Annotated in this window: 18 protein-coding genes and 1 riboswitch; of the genes, 8 read left to right on the top strand and 10 right to left on the bottom strand. The window is 69.5% G+C overall.

Annotation, left to right across the window (positions count from 1 at the left end; genetic code table 11):
• Positions 1–57 precede the first annotated feature (57 nt).
• The 4 genes from FHS07_RS07700 (at position 58) to FHS07_RS07685 (ending at position 3774) form a co-directional block, all read left to right on the top strand.
• Positions 58–723, top strand: coding sequence for an SDR family oxidoreductase (locus tag FHS07_RS07700; RefSeq protein ID WP_183419243.1), 666 nt, complete (start codon positions 58–60; stop codon positions 721–723).
• Between the two features lie 38 nt (positions 724–761).
• A riboswitch (TPP riboswitch) is annotated at positions 762–854 on the top strand.
• On the top strand, positions 846–1667 hold the full coding sequence (gene thiM / locus FHS07_RS07695) for a hydroxyethylthiazole kinase (RefSeq protein ID WP_183419242.1): 822 nt from the start codon (positions 846–848) through the stop codon (positions 1665–1667). (Overlaps the previous riboswitch by 9 nt.)
• Positions 1664–2308 (top strand): thiamine phosphate synthase, encoded by a 645-nt coding sequence (gene thiE, locus FHS07_RS07690; RefSeq protein ID WP_183419241.1) that lies wholly within the window; start codon positions 1664–1666, stop codon positions 2306–2308. Before thiM ends, thiE begins: the two co-directional genes overlap by 4 nt.
• The gene (locus FHS07_RS07685; RefSeq protein WP_183419240.1) at positions 2305–3774 is read left to right on the top strand and encodes a bifunctional hydroxymethylpyrimidine kinase/phosphomethylpyrimidine kinase; all 1470 of its coding nucleotides are present in this window, start codon (positions 2305–2307) and stop codon (positions 3772–3774) included. Before thiE ends, FHS07_RS07685 begins: the two co-directional genes overlap by 4 nt.
• A gap of 84 nt (positions 3775–3858) precedes the next feature.
• Here FHS07_RS07685 and FHS07_RS07680 read toward each other — a convergent pair whose 3' ends face one another.
• A complete protein-coding gene (locus FHS07_RS07680; RefSeq protein WP_055951754.1) occupies positions 3859–4041 on the bottom strand; it encodes a DUF5302 domain-containing protein in 183 nt (60 codons plus the stop codon).
• Between the two features lie 261 nt (positions 4042–4302).
• Here FHS07_RS07680 and FHS07_RS07675 point away from each other — a divergent pair, with 261 nt between their 5' ends.
• Positions 4303–4488, top strand: a complete 186-nt coding sequence (locus FHS07_RS07675) for an SHOCT domain-containing protein (protein ID WP_343054639.1) — start codon at positions 4303–4305, stop codon at positions 4486–4488.
• A 40-nt stretch (positions 4489–4528) separates the two neighbouring features.
• On the opposite strand, the gene FHS07_RS07670 is transcribed toward FHS07_RS07675, so the two are convergent.
• The 6 genes from FHS07_RS07670 to FHS07_RS07645 form a co-directional block, all read right to left on the bottom strand.
• Positions 4529–5212 carry a collagen-like protein gene (locus tag FHS07_RS07670; RefSeq protein ID WP_183419238.1) on the bottom strand — a complete coding sequence of 228 codons (684 nt, stop codon included), beginning with the start codon at positions 5210–5212 and terminating at the stop codon, positions 4529–4531.
• Between the two features lie 52 nt (positions 5213–5264).
• Complete coding sequence (locus FHS07_RS07665; protein WP_183419237.1) at positions 5265–5957, bottom strand: GAP family protein; 693 nt, start codon at positions 5955–5957, stop codon at positions 5265–5267.
• A gap of 106 nt (positions 5958–6063) precedes the next feature.
• Complete coding sequence (locus tag FHS07_RS07660) at positions 6064–7119, bottom strand: AI-2E family transporter (RefSeq protein WP_183419236.1); 1056 nt, start codon at positions 7117–7119, stop codon at positions 6064–6066.
• Complete coding sequence (locus FHS07_RS07655; protein ID WP_183419235.1) at positions 7119–8642, bottom strand: leucyl aminopeptidase; 1524 nt, start codon at positions 8640–8642, stop codon at positions 7119–7121. The genes FHS07_RS07660 and FHS07_RS07655 overlap by 1 nt, the downstream gene beginning before the upstream one ends.
• A gap of 21 nt (positions 8643–8663) precedes the next feature.
• Entirely contained in the window at positions 8664–10223 is a 1560-nt protein-coding gene (locus tag FHS07_RS07650; RefSeq protein WP_183419234.1) for an SLC13 family permease, read from the bottom strand.
• A gap of 9 nt (positions 10224–10232) precedes the next feature.
• Entirely contained in the window at positions 10233–11861 is a 1629-nt protein-coding gene (locus FHS07_RS07645) for an MFS transporter (RefSeq protein ID WP_183419233.1), read from the bottom strand.
• Between the two features lie 134 nt (positions 11862–11995).
• Between FHS07_RS07645 and FHS07_RS07640 the strand changes: the two genes are divergently transcribed.
• From FHS07_RS07640 to FHS07_RS07630, 3 genes are all read left to right on the top strand, one after another.
• Entirely contained in the window at positions 11996–12979 is a 984-nt protein-coding gene (locus tag FHS07_RS07640) for an AraC family transcriptional regulator (protein WP_183419232.1), read from the top strand.
• A gap of 146 nt (positions 12980–13125) precedes the next feature.
• Entirely contained in the window at positions 13126–13854 is a 729-nt protein-coding gene (locus tag FHS07_RS07635; RefSeq protein WP_183419231.1) for an META domain-containing protein, read from the top strand.
• 14 nt (positions 13855–13868) lie between these two features.
• A complete protein-coding gene (locus FHS07_RS07630) occupies positions 13869–14261 on the top strand; it encodes an SHOCT domain-containing protein (RefSeq protein WP_183419230.1) in 393 nt (130 codons plus the stop codon).
• A gap of 68 nt (positions 14262–14329) precedes the next feature.
• Here FHS07_RS07630 and FHS07_RS07625 read toward each other — a convergent pair whose 3' ends face one another.
• From FHS07_RS07625 to FHS07_RS07615, 3 genes are all read right to left on the bottom strand, one after another.
• Entirely contained in the window at positions 14330–15256 is a 927-nt protein-coding gene (locus FHS07_RS07625) for a DnaJ domain-containing protein (protein WP_183419229.1), read from the bottom strand.
• An 85-nt stretch (positions 15257–15341) separates the two neighbouring features.
• Positions 15342–15827, bottom strand: a complete 486-nt coding sequence (locus FHS07_RS07620; RefSeq protein WP_183419228.1) for a hypothetical protein — start codon at positions 15825–15827, stop codon at positions 15342–15344.
• A 92-nt stretch (positions 15828–15919) separates the two neighbouring features.
• Complete coding sequence (locus FHS07_RS07615; protein WP_183419227.1) at positions 15920–16756, bottom strand: LssY C-terminal domain-containing protein; 837 nt, start codon at positions 16754–16756, stop codon at positions 15920–15922.
• Positions 16757–16760 lie beyond the last annotated feature (4 nt).

Raw genomic sequence — 16760 nt, 5'->3', positions numbered from 1 at the left:
ACCCGCCCTCCGCGGCCGACACGTACCCGGCACTCCCCACCCGCGTAGCCTCGTCCCATGCCCCTCGCCCTCGTGACCGGAGCCGCCCGCGCGAACAGCATCGCCGCGGGCATCGTCCCCCGCCTCGAACACGACGGCTGGGCAGTCGTGACCAGCGAGCTCGACTCGGGCGACTACCCGTGCGACCTCGCCAGCCCCACGGCGCCGACGCAGCTCATCGAGCGCGTCTCGAGCGAACGCGGCCCCATCCAGGCCCTCGTCCTCAGCCACGCGCACGGCGTCGAATCCGGCATCCTCGACACCACCGCCGAGAGCTTCGACCGCCACGTCGCGGTCAACGCCCGCGCGACGCTGCTGATGATCGCCGCCTTCGCCCGACAGGTCGACGAGACCGGAGGGGCGATCGTCGCCTTCACGAGCGATCACACCACCGGCAACCTGCCCTACGGCGCGTCGAAGGGCGCCCTCGATCGCATCGTGATCTCGGCCGCACGCGAGCTCGGCCCCCGCGGCATCTCGGCCAACGTCGTCAACCCCGGCCCGATCGACACCGGATGGATGGATGCCGAGACCCGCGACGCCCTCGCCGGCTACCACCCTCTCGGCCGGTTCGGCACCCCCCGCGACATCGCCGGCATCACCGCATTCCTCCTGTCGGACGAGGGCCGCTGGATCAGCGGACAGCTCCTGCACACCGACGGCGGCTTCTCCGCGCGGTTCTGAGCGCCCGACGCGACGGCATCCGTCGTGCTAGCGTCGCCGGCAGTGACACGGGGTGCCCGCAAGGGGCTGAGAACACACCCGTTGAACCTGATCTAGCTCGTACTAGCGAAGGGATGTCGCGAATGGTCGTTCGCACGTCGTCGTCTCCGTCCACCTCCACACCCGCGGGGGAAGCCGACCCCGCCGGGGCGCTCGCACGCCTGCGCGCGGCGTCACCGCTCACACAGTGCATCACCAACGCCGTGGTGACGAACTTCACCGCCAACGCCCTGCTCGCACTCGGCGCCGCCCCCGCGATGTGCGACATCCCGGGCGAAGCGGGCATGTTCGCGGGCATCGCCGGCGGCGTGCTCGTCAATCTCGGCACCCCCACCGCCGAGCAGCGTGACGCGGCCCGCGAGGCCGTCAGCGCGCCCACTCCCTGGGTGCTCGACCCGGTCGCCGTCGGCGCCCTCCCCATCCGCACCGCCCTCGCGCAGGAGCTGCTCGCGGCACGCCCCGCGATCATCCGCGGCAACGCCTCGGAGATCCTCGCCCTGGCGGGAGTCGGCGCCGGCGGACGCGGTGTCGACGCCACCGACGCGGCCGACGACGCCCTCGACGCCGCCCGCGCGCTCGCCGCGCGCACCGGCGGTGCGGTCGCCGTCTCGGGTGAGATCGACCTGATCGTGGATGCCGAGCGCACGGTCCGCGTGCCCGGCGGCAGCGCCCTGCTGACCAAGGTCACCGGTGGCGGCTGCGCCCTCGGCGCCGCGATGGCGGCTTTCGCGGCCGTGGCCGAGCCGTTCGAGGCGGCGATCGCGGCGAGTGCCGTGTGGGCTGTGGCGTCGGAGCGGGCGGCATCCGGATCCCGAGGACCGGGATCGTTCGCCGTCGCGTTCCTCGACGAACTCGCCGCGGTGCACCCCGAAGACCTCACGGGACGCGCGGAGGTCACCCGATGACCGACCTCTCGCTGCACCTCGTCACCGACCACCGCGTCCCCTTCGACCGTCTGCGTGAGATCGTCGACCAGGCCGTGGCCGCGGGCGTCACCGTCGTGCAGCTGCGCGACAAGGTCGCCACCGGCGCCGAACTGTTCGCCCGCACCCTCGAGCTCTCCGACGTCGTCGCGGGGCGGTGCGCCTTCATCGTCGACGACCGCCTCGACGTCGTCCTCGCCGCACGCGACCGCGGCGCGCGGGTCGACGGCATCCACCTCGGCCAGAGCGACCTTCCGGTCGACGCCGCGCGCGCCCTGCTCGGCGCCGACGCCCTCGTGGGCTGGACAGCGAACACGCCGGCCCACTTCGCCGCAGCCGCGGCTCTGCCGGAAGGCACCGTCGACTACCTCGGCGTGGGGGTCATCCGCGCCACGTCGACGAAGCCCGACCACCCGCAGCCCCTGGGGATCCGAGGATTCGCCGAACTCGCGGCGTCCACCGGCCTGCCGTGCGTGGCGATCGGCGGGGTCGACGTCGACGACGTCACCGCCCTCCGTGCGGCGGGAGCGGCCGGCGTCGCCGTGGTCTCGGCGGTGTGCGCGGCCGACGACCCGGGCGCGGTGGTGCGCGCCCTCACGACGGCGTGGGGGGTGGACGCGTGATCCCTCGCGTGCTCAGCCTCGCCGGCACCGACCCCACCGGGGGCGCCGGCATCCAGGCCGACCTCAAGTCGATCGCGGCCTTCGGCGGCTACGGCATGGCCGCGGTGACGGCGCTCGTCGCACAGAACACCCTCGGCGTCCGCGAGGTGCACGTGCCGCCGCTATCGTTCCTCGACGCGCAGTTGCGCGCCGTCAGCGACGACGTCGACATCGACGCGGTGAAGATCGGCATGCTCGGCTCGGCCGACGTCGTCGCCACCGTCGACGCCTGGCTGGCCGAGGTGCGCCCGCCGATCGTCGTGCTCGATCCCGTGATGGTCGCGACCAGCGGCGACCGTTTGCTCGACGCCGACGCCGAGGAGGCGGTCCGCGCCCTGTGCCACCGCGTCGACCTCGTCACGCCGAACCTTCCCGAGCTCGCCGTCCTGGTCGGCGAATCCGTCGCGGTGAGCTGGGACGAAGCCGTCATCCAGGCGCAGACCCTCGCCGGCAGAGCCGACACCGCGGTCCTGCTGAAGGGCGGCCACCTCCACGGCGAACAGAGTCCGGATGCCATCGTCGACGGCGCCGACGTCTACCCCGTGCCCGGGCGCCGGGTCGCCACGCGTCACACTCACGGCACCGGCTGCTCGCTGTCGTCGGCCATGGCGACCCTCGCTGCGCACGGTCTGTCATGGCCCGAGGCCCTGACGCGCGCGAAGCACTGGCTCACCGGCGCCCTCGAGCACGCCGATGCCCTGCGGGTCGGACGCGGCAACGGTCCCATCGACCACCTGCACGAATTGCGCCCGCACATCGAGCTCCGCCCACGAGTACCCGACGCCCCGCGGGGCGAAGCGGAGTCGTGGAGCACCGGGCGATGGGATGCCGCGGCCCAGGTGAGAGCCGACGTCGACGCCTGCGGCTTCGTGCGGGGGTTGGCATCCGGCGATCTGGACCGCGACGCCTTCACCTGGTACCTCGGGCAGGACCTGCTGTACCTCCGCGAGTACGCGCGCGTGCTCGCCCGCGCGGCGGCGCTGGCACCGACCGTCGATGAGCAGCGCTTCTGGGCCGCGGCCTCCGTCTCGTGCCTCGAGGAGGAGGCGGCGCTGCATCAGACGCACGTCGACCCGGCGGGACTCGAGCCGGCGGCATCCACCCTCGACTACACCGACCATCTGCACGCGGCGTCGACCGTGGGCTCCTACGCGGTGCTGGTCGCAGCAATCCTGCCCTGCTTCGTGCTGTACACCGACATCGGCGCGCGCTGGCGGGGCACCTTCGCCGCCGACCACGCCTACGCCGACTGGCTCACCGCCTACGGCGACGAGGCGTTCGCGACGTCGTCGGCTCAGGCGGCCACGATCGTAGATGCCGCAGCCCGCGCGGCATCCGAGTCCGAACGCTCAGCGATGGCCGGGGCCTACGACCGTTCCATGGCCCTCGAGCTGGCATTCTTCGAGGCACCGCTCCGACGCCGCTGAAACGCACGGAGGTGTCGCCGCCGCGAACGGCGAGGCGACACCTCCGTGCGCTCCGCTACTCGCCCTGTCAGAAGGGCCGCTGCGTCAGCCGCTCTTGCGGCGGAACTCGCGCTTGGTGACCGCTCCGTGCGTGCCCTGCACGGCGGAGTGGCCGTCGAGGTGCGCCTGACCCGAACGCTGATGCCCGTTCTTCTTCTCGAGCGCTTCCTTGAACTTGCGTTTCATGTCGTCGGACGCCGAGGCATCCGAGGTCTCGTCGGTACTCATGGCTCCACCCTACGGAGGTCGGCGCCCCCGCAGGACTCGTTTCAGCACGGGTTCGACACGGTCCCCGAACGGACGATCTTCCGGAGCGTCATCGTTCGACGCCGCGGCAGACAGCGAATGACGCCATGGAGGGGCACGGGCGAGCGCGCTGGGATACCGTGATCGCGACCGAAGGAAGTGGTGGCGATGGCATTTGGCCGCAGTAGGCGTTTGGCTCGAACAGCAGCACACACGGCGGTCGCTGCGGCGACCATCGAGGCGGTGAGCGGGCGATCGGCGCGTAAGAACGCGACCGCGGCCCCGGCGCCCGCGGTCTCGCCCGCCGCAGGTAAAGCGCTCCCCTCCGACGATGCGATCGCCAAGATCGAACGCCTTGCCGCCCTGCACACCGCGGGCGCACTGACCGACGAAGAGTTCACCGAGCTGAAGTCGCGCGCACTCAACTGAGCGACGGCGAGGTCCCTTCGCGGGGAGCCCACCGTCGCTGTCACTGGGGGCCGAACCGCACCCAGTTGTCGCCGTCGCACTGGTAGAACGCCACCGTCGTCGTATCGACGACGATCTCGTCCCCCGCGCACGATCCCGTCGGCGATCCGGCCGAGAGAGCAACACGTGTGCCGTCTGCACCGTCTCGCCCGCTTGCTCCCGTCTCGCCCTGTGCACCCGCTTCGCCCCGCGCACCTGCTTCACCCTGCGCGCCCGCTTCGCCTTGCGCACCTGCTTCACCCTGCGCGCCCGCTTCGCCTTGCGCACCTGCTTCACCCTGCGCGCCCGCTTCGCCTTGCGCGCCCGTCAGATTCTCGATGGCGGCCGTGCGCAGGTCGCCGACCCGCACCCATGCGCCGTCGCGGTGCAGGTAGAGCGCGGTCGAGTCGATGTCGACATAGACGTCGCCGTCCTCGCCGTATGCCTGGCCCGGGGTGCCCGTACCGGCGCGCACGTCGCTTCCGGCCGGAAGCACGATCGGCTCCGACTCCGTGACCTCGGTAGACGGCGTCTCGCTGGCGACCGGGTTCGATGCGGCGGACGAAGGAGCGCCGAGACGCGCGCCGAGGAACGCCGCAGCGAACGCGAGCACCACTAGCGCGATCGCCCCGATGACGAGGGTGCGCGTACTGAGGCGGATGGATGCGCGTGTGGATTCGGAAGGCGAGGGAGGGGTGACGCTCATGCGGATCTCCTGTCGATCGTGGACGCCATTGTGCGGATGGGGGACGGTGAGCTCACCACGGCGGCTCCGCGAGGCCGAAGGCGAGGACCACCAGCCCGACGGCGATGACGAGACCACTCGTGATGTGGGAGGAATGACGTTCCATCGTCCGCTGCGCCGTGCGGAGGGCCCCCACGATCCGGGGTCCGCCGACGACGGCCAGGATGAGGGGAACGACGACCCCCAGCGAGCCCACCCCGGTCACCAGCAGCACCAGGATCGCCGACGACAGCAGCGGACGACCTTCTGCTCCGACGATCGCGCCGGCGGCGAGAAGGGCGGCGATGCTCTTCGGCTTCAGCAGCGCCAAGCCCGCTCCCAGCGCGACGGCCCGCGCGGGCGTCAGCGAGTCGAGGGTCTTCATCAGGGGCGAGGGCGTCACCCGGGGCTTGCGGGCCCACGACAACACCCCGAGTACGATCAACGCCACCCCGAGCACGATGGGGAACCAGGAGCCTCCCTCGGCACCCGCTCGCATACTGCCATCGGCCTCGAATCCGACCGATGCTCCGATCACGGCTGCCATCCCCGTCGCCAGCAGGCCGAGGACGACCATCAGTGCTCCTGCCCAGCCCGACGCGAGCGCCACGGCGGTCGGTCGTCCCCCCTCGCGCGTCACGAGAGTCAGCTGTCCGACGACGGGAAGGGGATTGGCCGCGACGACGACGCCCAGGCCGATGATCTCGACGATGTCGATGGTGTCCATGGAGAGATTCCCTACTGGCGAAGGCGAGTACTCGTCGACCGATAGCGGTCCTCCACCGCACGCACACGATCGACGAACCCACCCCTCACGTGCGCGGGCACGTCATTCATGCCGCCTCCTGTCGAGGCATGACCACCTTTTTGACGATGAGGAGTACCGACGCCGACACCGGGCACGCGATCAGCGCACCGAGCAGACCGAGGAGGGTGGCGCCGACCATCGCACCGATGAGCACGAGCGATGCGGGGATGCTGATGGCCTTGCCCACGATCCGCGGGGTGAGCACGTACGACTCGATCTGCACGTAGACGAGCATCGCGAGTCCGACGAACAGCGCCGTCTCGGGGCCCGCGAACAGCGACACGGTGGTGATGATGACGAGGTTGATCACGCTTCCGATCAGCGGGATGAGCGTGTTGGGGAAGGCCAGCGCGGCCAGCACCGGCGCGAAGGACACCCCGGCCACGGTCAGCAGCAGGAACGTGAAGACCGCATTGATGGCGGCGAGGATGACCATGCCACCGAGGTACTTGCCGACCGACTCCATGATCGTCTCGGCCAGGTCGATCACCCCGGCCCGGCGCGAGGCCGGCACCAGGGCGTAGAAGCTGGACTTCATGGCCTCCAGGCCCGCCACGAAATAGATGGTCAGGGCGAGCACGAAGATCACGCCGAACACCTGGTTGATGATGCCGGTGCCCACCTTCAACGCCCCGCCGCCCACGGCGAGCCACGTGTTGGGGTCGCTGGCCGTCGTGCGGGCCCACTCGAGCCCCGGGGTGAGGGCCCCGCCGAGGCCCGCGTCGAGGTCGATGAACCACTGCTGCTCGGAGATCTCGTCGTAGCCGCTGGGCAGGTAGGTGAAGAGCTGCCCGAGCTGCGCGACGACGATCGGCAGAACGAGCCAGAGCAGAAGCCCGACGACCACCAGGAAGCAGCCGACGACGGTCGCGACCGCTCCCCCGCGCGAGAAACCCCGCCCCTCGAGTCGCCGAACAGTGGGGTAAAGCCCCAAGCACACGAAGAATGCCACGAATATCAGCGTCAGAGCGGTGCTGAGCGACACGACGGCCGCACCGAGCAGCAGCGCGAGGAGCACGCCCAGGGTTGCGACGAACCCGAAGCGGAACGGACCGCTGCGCAAGAGGGTGAAGCGGTCCACTAGCTGAGGGGGTAGTCGACGACGAGGCGCGCGATCAGGCGCGCCCCGAAGCCTGTGGCACCCTTCGACCGCCACGAGTCGTCGGCCTCCGACTGCATGGTGCCGGCGATGTCGAGGTGCGCCCACGGGACGCCGTCGACGAATTCGTTCAGGAACAGCGCCGCCGTCGTCGCGCCGGCGAAACGTCCACCGAGGTTCGCGATGTCGGCGATGTCGGAATCGAGCTGTGCGCGGTACTTCTTCTCCAGAGGGAGCTGCCATGCGGGCTCGTCCGTCGCCGCGGACGCCGCCAACACCCGTTCCATCAACGGTTGGTCGTTGCCGAGCGCGGCCGCGGTCGCGGGTCCCAGCGCCATGAGCGCCGCCCCCGTGAGCGTGGCGATGTCGACGATCGCGGTCGGCTTCGACTCCGCGGCCAGGACCAGGGCGTCGGACATCACCAGCCGCCCCTCGGCGTCGGTGTTCTTGACCTCGACCGTGGTCCCGCCGCGGATGGTCAAGACGTCGCCGAGCGCGATCGCCGATCCCGAGGGCATGTTGTCGGTGCACATCAGGTAGCCCGTGACCTCGCTCGCGCACCCGAGGTCACGTAGAGCCGTCATCGCGCCGAACACCGCGGCTGCGCCCCCCATGTCCATCTTCATCAGCAGGTGCATCGGATCGGAGGGCTTCAGCGAGATTCCGCCCGAGTCGTACATGATCCCTTTGCCCACCAGCGCGATATGCGTCGCGACGGGGGGAGCGGCCTCCGCACGAGAGGGGGCGTAGCGCAGCACGATCATGCGGGGCTCTTCGACACTGCCGGCGTTGACGCCCAACAAGCCGCCGCAGCCCAGTTCGATCAGGCGGGCCTTTTCGGCCACTTCGACGTCGAGGCCGTAGCGCGGGCCGACCTCGACGGCCAGATCGGCGAACACCTCGGCCGTGAGATGGCCGGGAGGGGTGTTGGCGAGATCACGAGCGATCGTCGTCGCACGGGCGAGGACCATCCCCTCGCGGATGCCGTCGGCGACCAGATCCCCGTCCACCTGTGTGACCACCTCGAACGCGACCAGCGGCACGTGCGTCGAGGAGCCCTTGAGCGGCGTGTACTCGTACCGTGCGAGCACAGCGGCCTCCGCGACGGCACGTCCGAGGGCGACGCCATCGAGGGCGAAAGCATCGCCGAGCTCGAACGACAAAGCCGACGAGCGCTTCTCCGCACGGACGAATGCTGCCACCGCGTCACGCAGCGACGCTTCGCTGCGGTCGTCGGGAGCACCGACGCCGACGAGCACGACGTCGGGCGCGTTCGAGCGCAGGAGGGCGAACGCCTGTCCCGTCTTTCCCTCGAACCCGTGCAGACGCAGCACGTCCCACCCCAGGTCGACGACGTGGGGAAGCTCACCGTCGGGGGCGACGGGATGACCGACGGCTGTCGCCGCACCGGTCGTCTCCGTCGCGGCGGTCACCTCCGTGCTCGCGCTCACGGACGGGAGCAGGGGAAAGCCGTCGGGAATCAGACGGTGGGAGCGGTCGGACATGTGTCTCTCTTTTCGCAGGGGTCAGAACGGCCAGAAGATCGGGACCACGAGCGTGGCGACGGCGATGAAGAGCACGACCAGGGGCAGGCCGAGCTTCCAGTAGTCGGCGAACCGGTATCCCCCGGGTCCGTACACCATCGTGTTCGCCGGGGTGGCCACGGGAGTGAGGAAGGATGCCGCGGCCGACACGGCGACGGCCATCAGAAGAGGGACGGGCGAGATGCCCGTCTCCGCCGCCACGGCGACCGCGATGGGCGCCAGGATGAGCGCGGTGGCCATGTTGCTGATCAATTGACCGAGGATCACCGTCACCAGGCTGATTCCGAGCAGCAGCAGGTAAGGGCTCGCTTCCCCCAACACGTCGACGATCCCGTTGGCGATGAGATCGGCCGCGCCCGAGGACTGGATGGCGGTGGACAGCGGGATCATTCCCGCCACCAGGATGAGGGTCGTCCACGAGATCGATCGGTGGGCCTGCGTCACCGTGACGACGCGCAACAGCACCATCGCCGCCGCGGCGACGAGGGCGGCGATGGCCGGGGGAACGACCCCCACCGCCAGCAGCAGCACCATGCCGGTCAGGACGCCGATGGCGGCCTTGGCCCGACCACTGAGGGGAACGGCCTGTCGGCGCACCTGGTCGGGATGGTCGATGACGACGACATTCCGGTCGACCTCGGTGTGCTGGCTGAGGGCATCCCAGGTGCCTTGCAGCAGGAGCACGTCTCCCGCGCTCAGGACGGTGCGACCGAGGTCCTCACCGCGCCGCTGCACCGCGACGACGACGAGGTCACCGCTCTCGGTCGTCATCCCCGGGAAGACCGTGTCGCCGATGAACTCGGATCGCGGAGTGACGATCACCTCGGTGAGCCCGGTGGTACGGCTGAGTCGTGCGACCGTGTCGTCGAGGGAGTACTGCTCCGCGAAGACGGCGGCCTGGGTGCTGAGGTCACGCGCGGCGTGTTCGACTTCTCGGGTCGGAAGGAGCCTCGGCCCGAGAACGACGAGGATGAGGATCGTGCCGACGACGAGCGGGATGCCGACCAGACCGAATTCGAAGTAGCCGATGGGTCGCCCCGCGGCCTCGACCGCGAGTTCCGAGATCAGGACGTTGACAGGGGTTCCCGACAGCAGCAGAAGCGATCCGGCGTGCGCGGCGAAGGCGAGCGGCATGAGCAACTGCGAAGGCGCCTGCTTGATCTTCAGTGCGAGCACGACCACCATCGGCACCAATGCCGCCACGGCCCCGTTCACGCTGATCAGCGCCGTGAGCACGGCGACCAACACCGACACCAGCACGACGATGCGGGACCGTTTCGTTCCGGCTCTCCGGGTCAGCTGCTGCCCGGCCCACGTCGTCACCCCCGTGGCATCCAATCCCTCCCCGACGACGAAGAGGGCGGCGATGAAGATGATGACGGGATCACCGAAGCCCGCGATGGTCTGGTCGAAGCTGTTGATGCCGGTCACGTAGAGCGCGAGCGCCACCCCGATGGCGACCAGGCCCACCGGGACCGCATTCCAGACGAAGGCGACGATCGCCAGCAGCAGGACGACCAGCGTGACCGCGATGGGGCTCACGGACGCTGCTCAATCCTCGTCGGAGTCGGCGGCCGGCTCGTCGCCCATGCGGGCGGGCATGCGCCCCGCGGGGATGATCGCCAGCAGCGCGATCCCGGCGAGCACGAGGAGCGAGACTTTCAGCGCCTGGAGCCTCGCCAGCGCGTTGACCAAGACGGCCTCGTCGACCTGTGCGGCAGTGGCATCCGTCGTACTGAGCACGTCGCGAAGGCGATCGTCGACGACGAAGTTCACGCTGTCGAGGGGCACCTGGACCTGCAACTCCGGCGGAAGTCCCGGATGGTCGACGAGTCCTGCGGCGATGAAGCTGCTCAGCATCCCGACCGCGAACACGGTCATCACGGCGATGCCGACGCTGCCCGAGATGTTGTGCACGAGCCCGCGCCACGCGCCGACATCACCGGCGATTCGCTTCGGCGCAGACGACAACAGCGTGTTGAACACCAGCGCGACGATCGCACCCTGTCCGAGGCCGAGCAGGATCAACCCGATGACCACGACGATCTGACCCCAGTCGTTGCGCACGGTGAAGGCGATCAACGTCAGGGCGAGCGCCACGACGATGAAGCCCGCCTGAGCGATGCGACGCGGGGCGAACCGCTCGTAGAAGCTGGCGACGACGCTGTTGGCGACGAATATGGAAATCGTGTACGGAATGATCGACAGCGACGTTTCGATACTCGAACGCCCCTGCACCACCTGGATATAGAGCGGAATGAGGAAGTTCGCCGCCGTCCCGATGAAGAGCATTGCGGCCATGCAGAAAGTCGTGGCCTTCTCTGCGCCGGATTTGAGGACGTCGAGATCGAAGATCTGCGGACGGCCCGCGGCTTTACGTCGTCGCAGGTAGAGGAAGAAGCACTGCCCCCCGAATGCTCCGAGCACCAGCAGGATGAGCGCGGGGGAAATCCCGAGCACCTCGAATGGCGCATTCGGCGTGGCCACGACCACACCCCAGGATGTGAGGCCCGAGAAGCCGAAGCTCAGCAGGATGATCGAAGCCGCGGCCAGCAGCGCGCCGACGATGTCGATCGAGAGATCCTTCTGCGCCGGAACGGCCTGGAATCGAAAGCTCAGGACCAGATTCACCGCACCGAGCACCGCGATGAGCACGAAGGACCACCGCCAGCCGATGGTCGATGCGAAACTGCCGGCGATCAGGAGTGCGAGCACCCCCGCGGCGGGAATGGCGGCGGCCAGATAGCCGATGGCCTTCGCCTGTTGCGCGCCGGAGTAGTTCGTGGAGATGAACACCACGAGCGCGGGGGCGATCAGCGCGATGACGGCGCCGGAGGCCGCCTGGGCGATGAACAGCATGGCCGGACTCACGCTCAGCGCGATCGCGGCCATGGACGCTGCGTGCACGACCACGGCGATCTGGAAGACGCGCCGCGTACCGAAGCGTGCGCCGATCTTGGCACCCAGCAGAATGAACGCCGCCATGGCGAACGTGCCGGTGGTGATGGCCGTACCGATGCTGGTGGCGGGCATGCCGAGGTCGCTCGATATCCCCGCCATGGAGACAGTGAGAGTGTTCACCGCGAAAGACGCCTGAATCTGCGTGAGCACCACGACGATCAATGGCAGCCACGACGCGGCCTTCATCGATGTGGAACTCAGAGCGGAATTGGTTGTCATGGTGCCCCCCTCAGCGCCGACTCCGACGTTCACAAATTAGGCCTGTTCGCTTTTCGCCAGTACCGGTTGGCGTGTTTTGCCGCATGATCTGGCGCTGATCGTCAAGCCCTCGGCAGCGGGGCCATACTGTCCCCATGACAGGCGGGCCCGACTCTCCGACACCGTCGCTCTTTTTCACGCCTCGTCGTCCCGTATCGGCTCAGCTGGCGGGGCGCCCCGGCCTCGAGGCGATGGGGTGGCATTCCGCGATAAAGGCGGATCCCGCGAGCTTCCGCATCTCGTTGGACCTCGTCGTCTTCGACAACGTCGCCATCGCGCGAACCGCGATCACCCCGTCGATCGTCGTGCGGACACCCGAACACGTCGCGTCGCTGCGCGTGGGCAGTACCTTCTATTTCCTGCTCGCGGGCAGCGCCATCATCGTCCAAGGCGGCGTGAGGCACTCCATGAGCCCCGGGACCGTTGCGGTGATATCGGGGTATCTGCCCTTCGAACTGATCGTTCCCGCGTCCGCCCAGATGGTGACCGTCCTCCTCAAGCGCGGGGCATTGGACGGCCGCGGCGTGCAGTCGCCGGAAACGGACACGCGCGTCTTCTCACCCTCTCCCTACGTCGCGCTGGTCACCTCGTTCGTCACCGCGCTTGCCGGCGACCTGCCCGGCCCCAAGACACCCCGGGGCGTCTGCTCACAGCAGGCACTCCTGCACCTTCTGATCGGTCTGCTTCTGGAGGAGCTGGAGGCCTCACCCCCCTCCGACCAGCAAGAGAATCGCATCGCCCACGCGCTGGCCTTCATCGAGGAGAACTACTCCAACGCCGATCTGAGCACGGCCGATGTCGCTGTCGCCGTGGGGGTATCCGTCAGGCACCTTCAACGCATCCTGACCGAGGCGCACACGTCGGTATCCCTCGAGCTGCGACGCTCGCGCCTGCGATGGGCGTCGGTCTATCTCCTGCAGAAGGACCGCAAGAAGCTGCAGGTCGACGAGATCGCCCGTCTCACCGGCTTCGGAAACGTGGAACGCCTTCGGCGTGCCTTCGTGCACGATCTCGGCACCACACCCGCCGGATATCGCATCACGGGGGGTCTCGCATCCGACCCCGGGGTGGCCCGCTAGGGGCTACGCCACCGGCGGGTGAGCTCGTGTCGACCCTCACCGCGCGCCATCGCGTTCCGGCGGATCGCGCCACTTTCGCAGGGAGCCCGCACGGGGCGCTACCGTCAGTGCTGATACGCCCCGCGGGCGCGTGAAGGGAGACGAGAATGCGCAGAGTCGCGGTCGCGGTCCTCACCGCGGTGATGCTCGTGCCCCTCGTGAGTGCTTGCGCCCCGACGCCGACGGCGTCGCCGCAGTCCGAGAGTCCGCGTGCCGACGACATCGTGGGAACGTGGACCGTCGATGGTGCATTCGACACCCCCGAGCACCCGTTCGTGGCTTTCGCCGACGACGGACGCTGGACGGCATCCGATGGATGCAACCGCGTCAACGGCACGTGGGACCTCAGCCCCTCCGGCGTTCTCACGACGACCGCCGGACCGCACACCCTGATGTGGTGCGACGGTGTGCAGCTCCCCGTCGCCGTTGCCCTGGCCGACTCGGCGAGCGTCGAGGGCGACACACTCACCGTCACCAGCTCCCAGGACGCGACCGTGACGGAGCTCGTGCGCACCGACGACAGCGACATCGGTCTCCAGGGCGTGCCCATCGGTTACTGGGTCGCCATCCCCGGCGTGGCGGCACCGTTCCTGTCCATCAGCGCCGACGGCACCTACACCGGCAACGACGGCTGCAACGTCATCAACGGAACATGGGAGGCGTCCCCCGACGGGACGATTTCTCTCACGCCCGGCGCGACGACGCTGATGGCGTGCCCCGATACCGACAACTGGCTGAACGCAGCCGGCGGCGTCTCCCTCCGCAACGGCACTCTGACGGTGCAGGACGCGCAGGGGGAAGTGCTCGGCCAACTCACCTCTCCACCCGACACCTGAACGAAGGCAAGATAATGAGTGTTCTTCCCCCACTGTGGGATCTGATCGTCTGGTTCTTCTACATCTTCGTCGTCGTCGCCTACCTGATGGTGATCTTCTCCATCGTCGGCGACCTGTTCCGCGACCGCTCCCTGAGCGGGTGGTGGAAGGCCCTCTGGATGCTGTGCCTGGTGATCGTTCCCTTCATCACCGCGTTCGTGTACCTCATCGCCCGGGGGCGGGGAATGGCGGAGCGTCAAGCGGGCGAAGCGCGAGCCGCCCGCGACGCCACCGACACCTACATCCGAGAAGTCGCCGGTTTCAGTGCCACGGACGAGATCACCAAGGCGAAGGCCCTGAAGGACGCCGGTGCCATATCCGACGCCGAGTACGAAGCCCTGAAGGCCAAGGCACTCGCCCACCCCTGAGGCAGCGGTTCCCCGCTGGTGCGAGCCCCGCCGCGGACCTGTCGCGACGGGTTCTCCTCCGTCGTCGGTCAGACGTGGCGCACGCGCTGCTGCAACCGGGTGCGGATGTCGAACAGCTCGGTTCCGCCCACCTCGCGCGCGCCCGGGATGCCGCGACGCAACAGCGTCGTCAACGCGCTGCGCGTGACGAGGGCGACCGGTGTGCCGCGCATCTTGCCGAGCTCGGTGACGGCCTCGAGCACGTCGTCGTCGGGAAGCACGACCATCGCACCGCTGAAGCGCACGCCCGCGGAACGCGCGATGACGCGGGCGCGCGACACCAGCTCGGTCACCGGGGCGCCGATGACGTTCGGGCCGCTGATCTCGCCGCGGCGCACGCCCACCGGGCCGCCGAAGTCCTCGCTGAGCAGCGCGTAGAGTCCGCTGGGGCCGAGCACGAGATGGTCGAGCTTCTGCTCGGGGTCGCGCCCGTCGCGATCGGCGAACACGTCGTGCCAGACCGTGTATCCCATGCCCAGTTCCGACACGAGCCGCGCCGTCTCCTCTTCGGCGAGCGCGTCGGCGAGGATGTGCCGGATCTCGGGCGGTGCCGAGCGAACGAGCGCAGGGGCGTAGGGATCGGCGATGTCGACACCGCGTCCGACCCACTCGCGGATCAGTCCGAGATAGCGCTCGCGACGCCAGCCGCCGGGCTGTCCGTACGACCGGGCGCGCGGGCGCGTGTCCGTGGGACGGGAAGGAGCGGATGCCGTGGACCCGCTGCCCCATTCACCGGCGGTGGACCCGCGACCGCGGTCGTAGACGCTGCGGGCCTCCGGCGTCCCGACGAGCTCCCATGCGCGCTGCACCTGCACGAACAGCGCGGCGTCGCCGCCGGTGTCGGGGTGCGTCTCTCGCAGGCGTACGCGGTAGGCGCGGCGCAGGCCCTCGTCATCGACGTCGGCCGCGACGCGGAGCACCTCGTATGCCGAGGACGACATGGGACTGTCGAACACGTGCCTCATCCGTTCTGCCGCCCGGGCGCGCGGCGCCTCTCAGGCTAACCCGCCGCGGCTGTGCGCGGCCCGTGGCGACGGCGTCTCACACCGCTTCCGCGGCATCCGCCGCTCCACGACGACGATCCCGACGCCGCTGCCGGGGCCGACGCGGACGCCGCGCATAGGCGGCGGCGTCTCGGCTCGAGAGGGCGAGCAGCACCAGGATGTCGAGGCTCAGGGTGATCAGCGTCGTGCCCACCGTGATCTCCTGGTCGTACGCCCACCACCCGATGAAGCTCCCGCTGATCGATCCCACCGAGAGCACCATGACCGACACCCGCGCGAGGTTGCTGCCGAAGAGGATCAGGATGCCGAACAGCACCTGCACCGCGCAGACGACGCCGAGCACGCCGAGGAAGACCGCGGTACCCACGCCCAGATCGGACACGGTCAGATCGATCGGCTCGTCCGCGTTCCCGCTCGCCGCTCCCGCGAATTCGCGCAACCACGGCGGCAGCGAGAACGCCACGCCCGCCGCCCACAGCGCCCCCGCCGCCGCGCGCATCAGCACGAGGACGCTGCCGGTCACGATGGAAGCCGGCCGACGCATCGCCGGGTCGGCCGTGGTCGGGTCGACCGGCGGCTCGAACGCCGCACGTTTGTCGGGATGCCGCTCGACGCTCACCTGGCCGTCACCCCCGTCGATGCGGGCGGGCGCACCGCGCTGACGTCGATGATCGGCAGATCGCCATCTGTGCTGATGCTGTCGCCGCCGCCGTTTCGCGAGTGGTATCCGGTGGCGAAGTCGCGGATGACGTCGACCTCGACGCCCGGCACCCCGCGGACGCTCGCGACGATGTGGTCGCGCTCGATGTCGGTGTCGGCGTCGATGCGGTGCGTGACCTGCAGCGTGAACAGCGACAGACCGACCGCGCGATCGAACGTGCCCGCGGCGAGCCAGTCGACGCGGCGTCCCCCCGGCAGGAGCCACCCGTCGGGGCACTTCCACAGCCGCACGTGGTGGCGCTGGGCGGGAGAGCCCGCCACCTCCTGCTGGTACGCGAGATCCTGCATCCGCCCGAAGAGGAACAGCGGACTCACGGGCGCTCGCGGGTAGCTCCGACGACGGAGCGTCGACACGACGATGCGCCATGAGGACCGCAGGCTCACCGGATCCGCCGGGATCCATCCGGCCGCCGCCATCACGGCCTCGACGTTCTCGCGAGACCCCTGCAGGGCGAGGTTCACCGGATCGCCGAGCAGCCCGTCAGAGGTGCGCGTGCGGCCCATGAAGTAGTCGGGCACGTAGATCGCGGTGAGGATGCGGTGAAGCCGCGGCAGCGCGAGGTAGGCGAGCAGCGCCCAGAACGCCACCGCCATGAGCACCCCGCCCCATCCGAGCGAGAACGACTGCGTGAGGCTGAGGTAGGCGAGCCAGATCGCGGCGACACCGGCGAAGACGAAGAAGAACCCGTCGAGGGCTCGACCGATCGACCAGCGGCGCCGCGACGAGGTCATCTGC

Origin of the sequence: Microbacterium proteolyticum (genome assembly GCF_014192415.1) — a bacterium.
GTDB classification, from domain to species: domain Bacteria; phylum Actinomycetota; class Actinomycetes; order Actinomycetales; family Microbacteriaceae; genus Microbacterium; species Microbacterium proteolyticum.
This window is presented reverse-complemented; position numbering and strand designations above follow the sequence as displayed.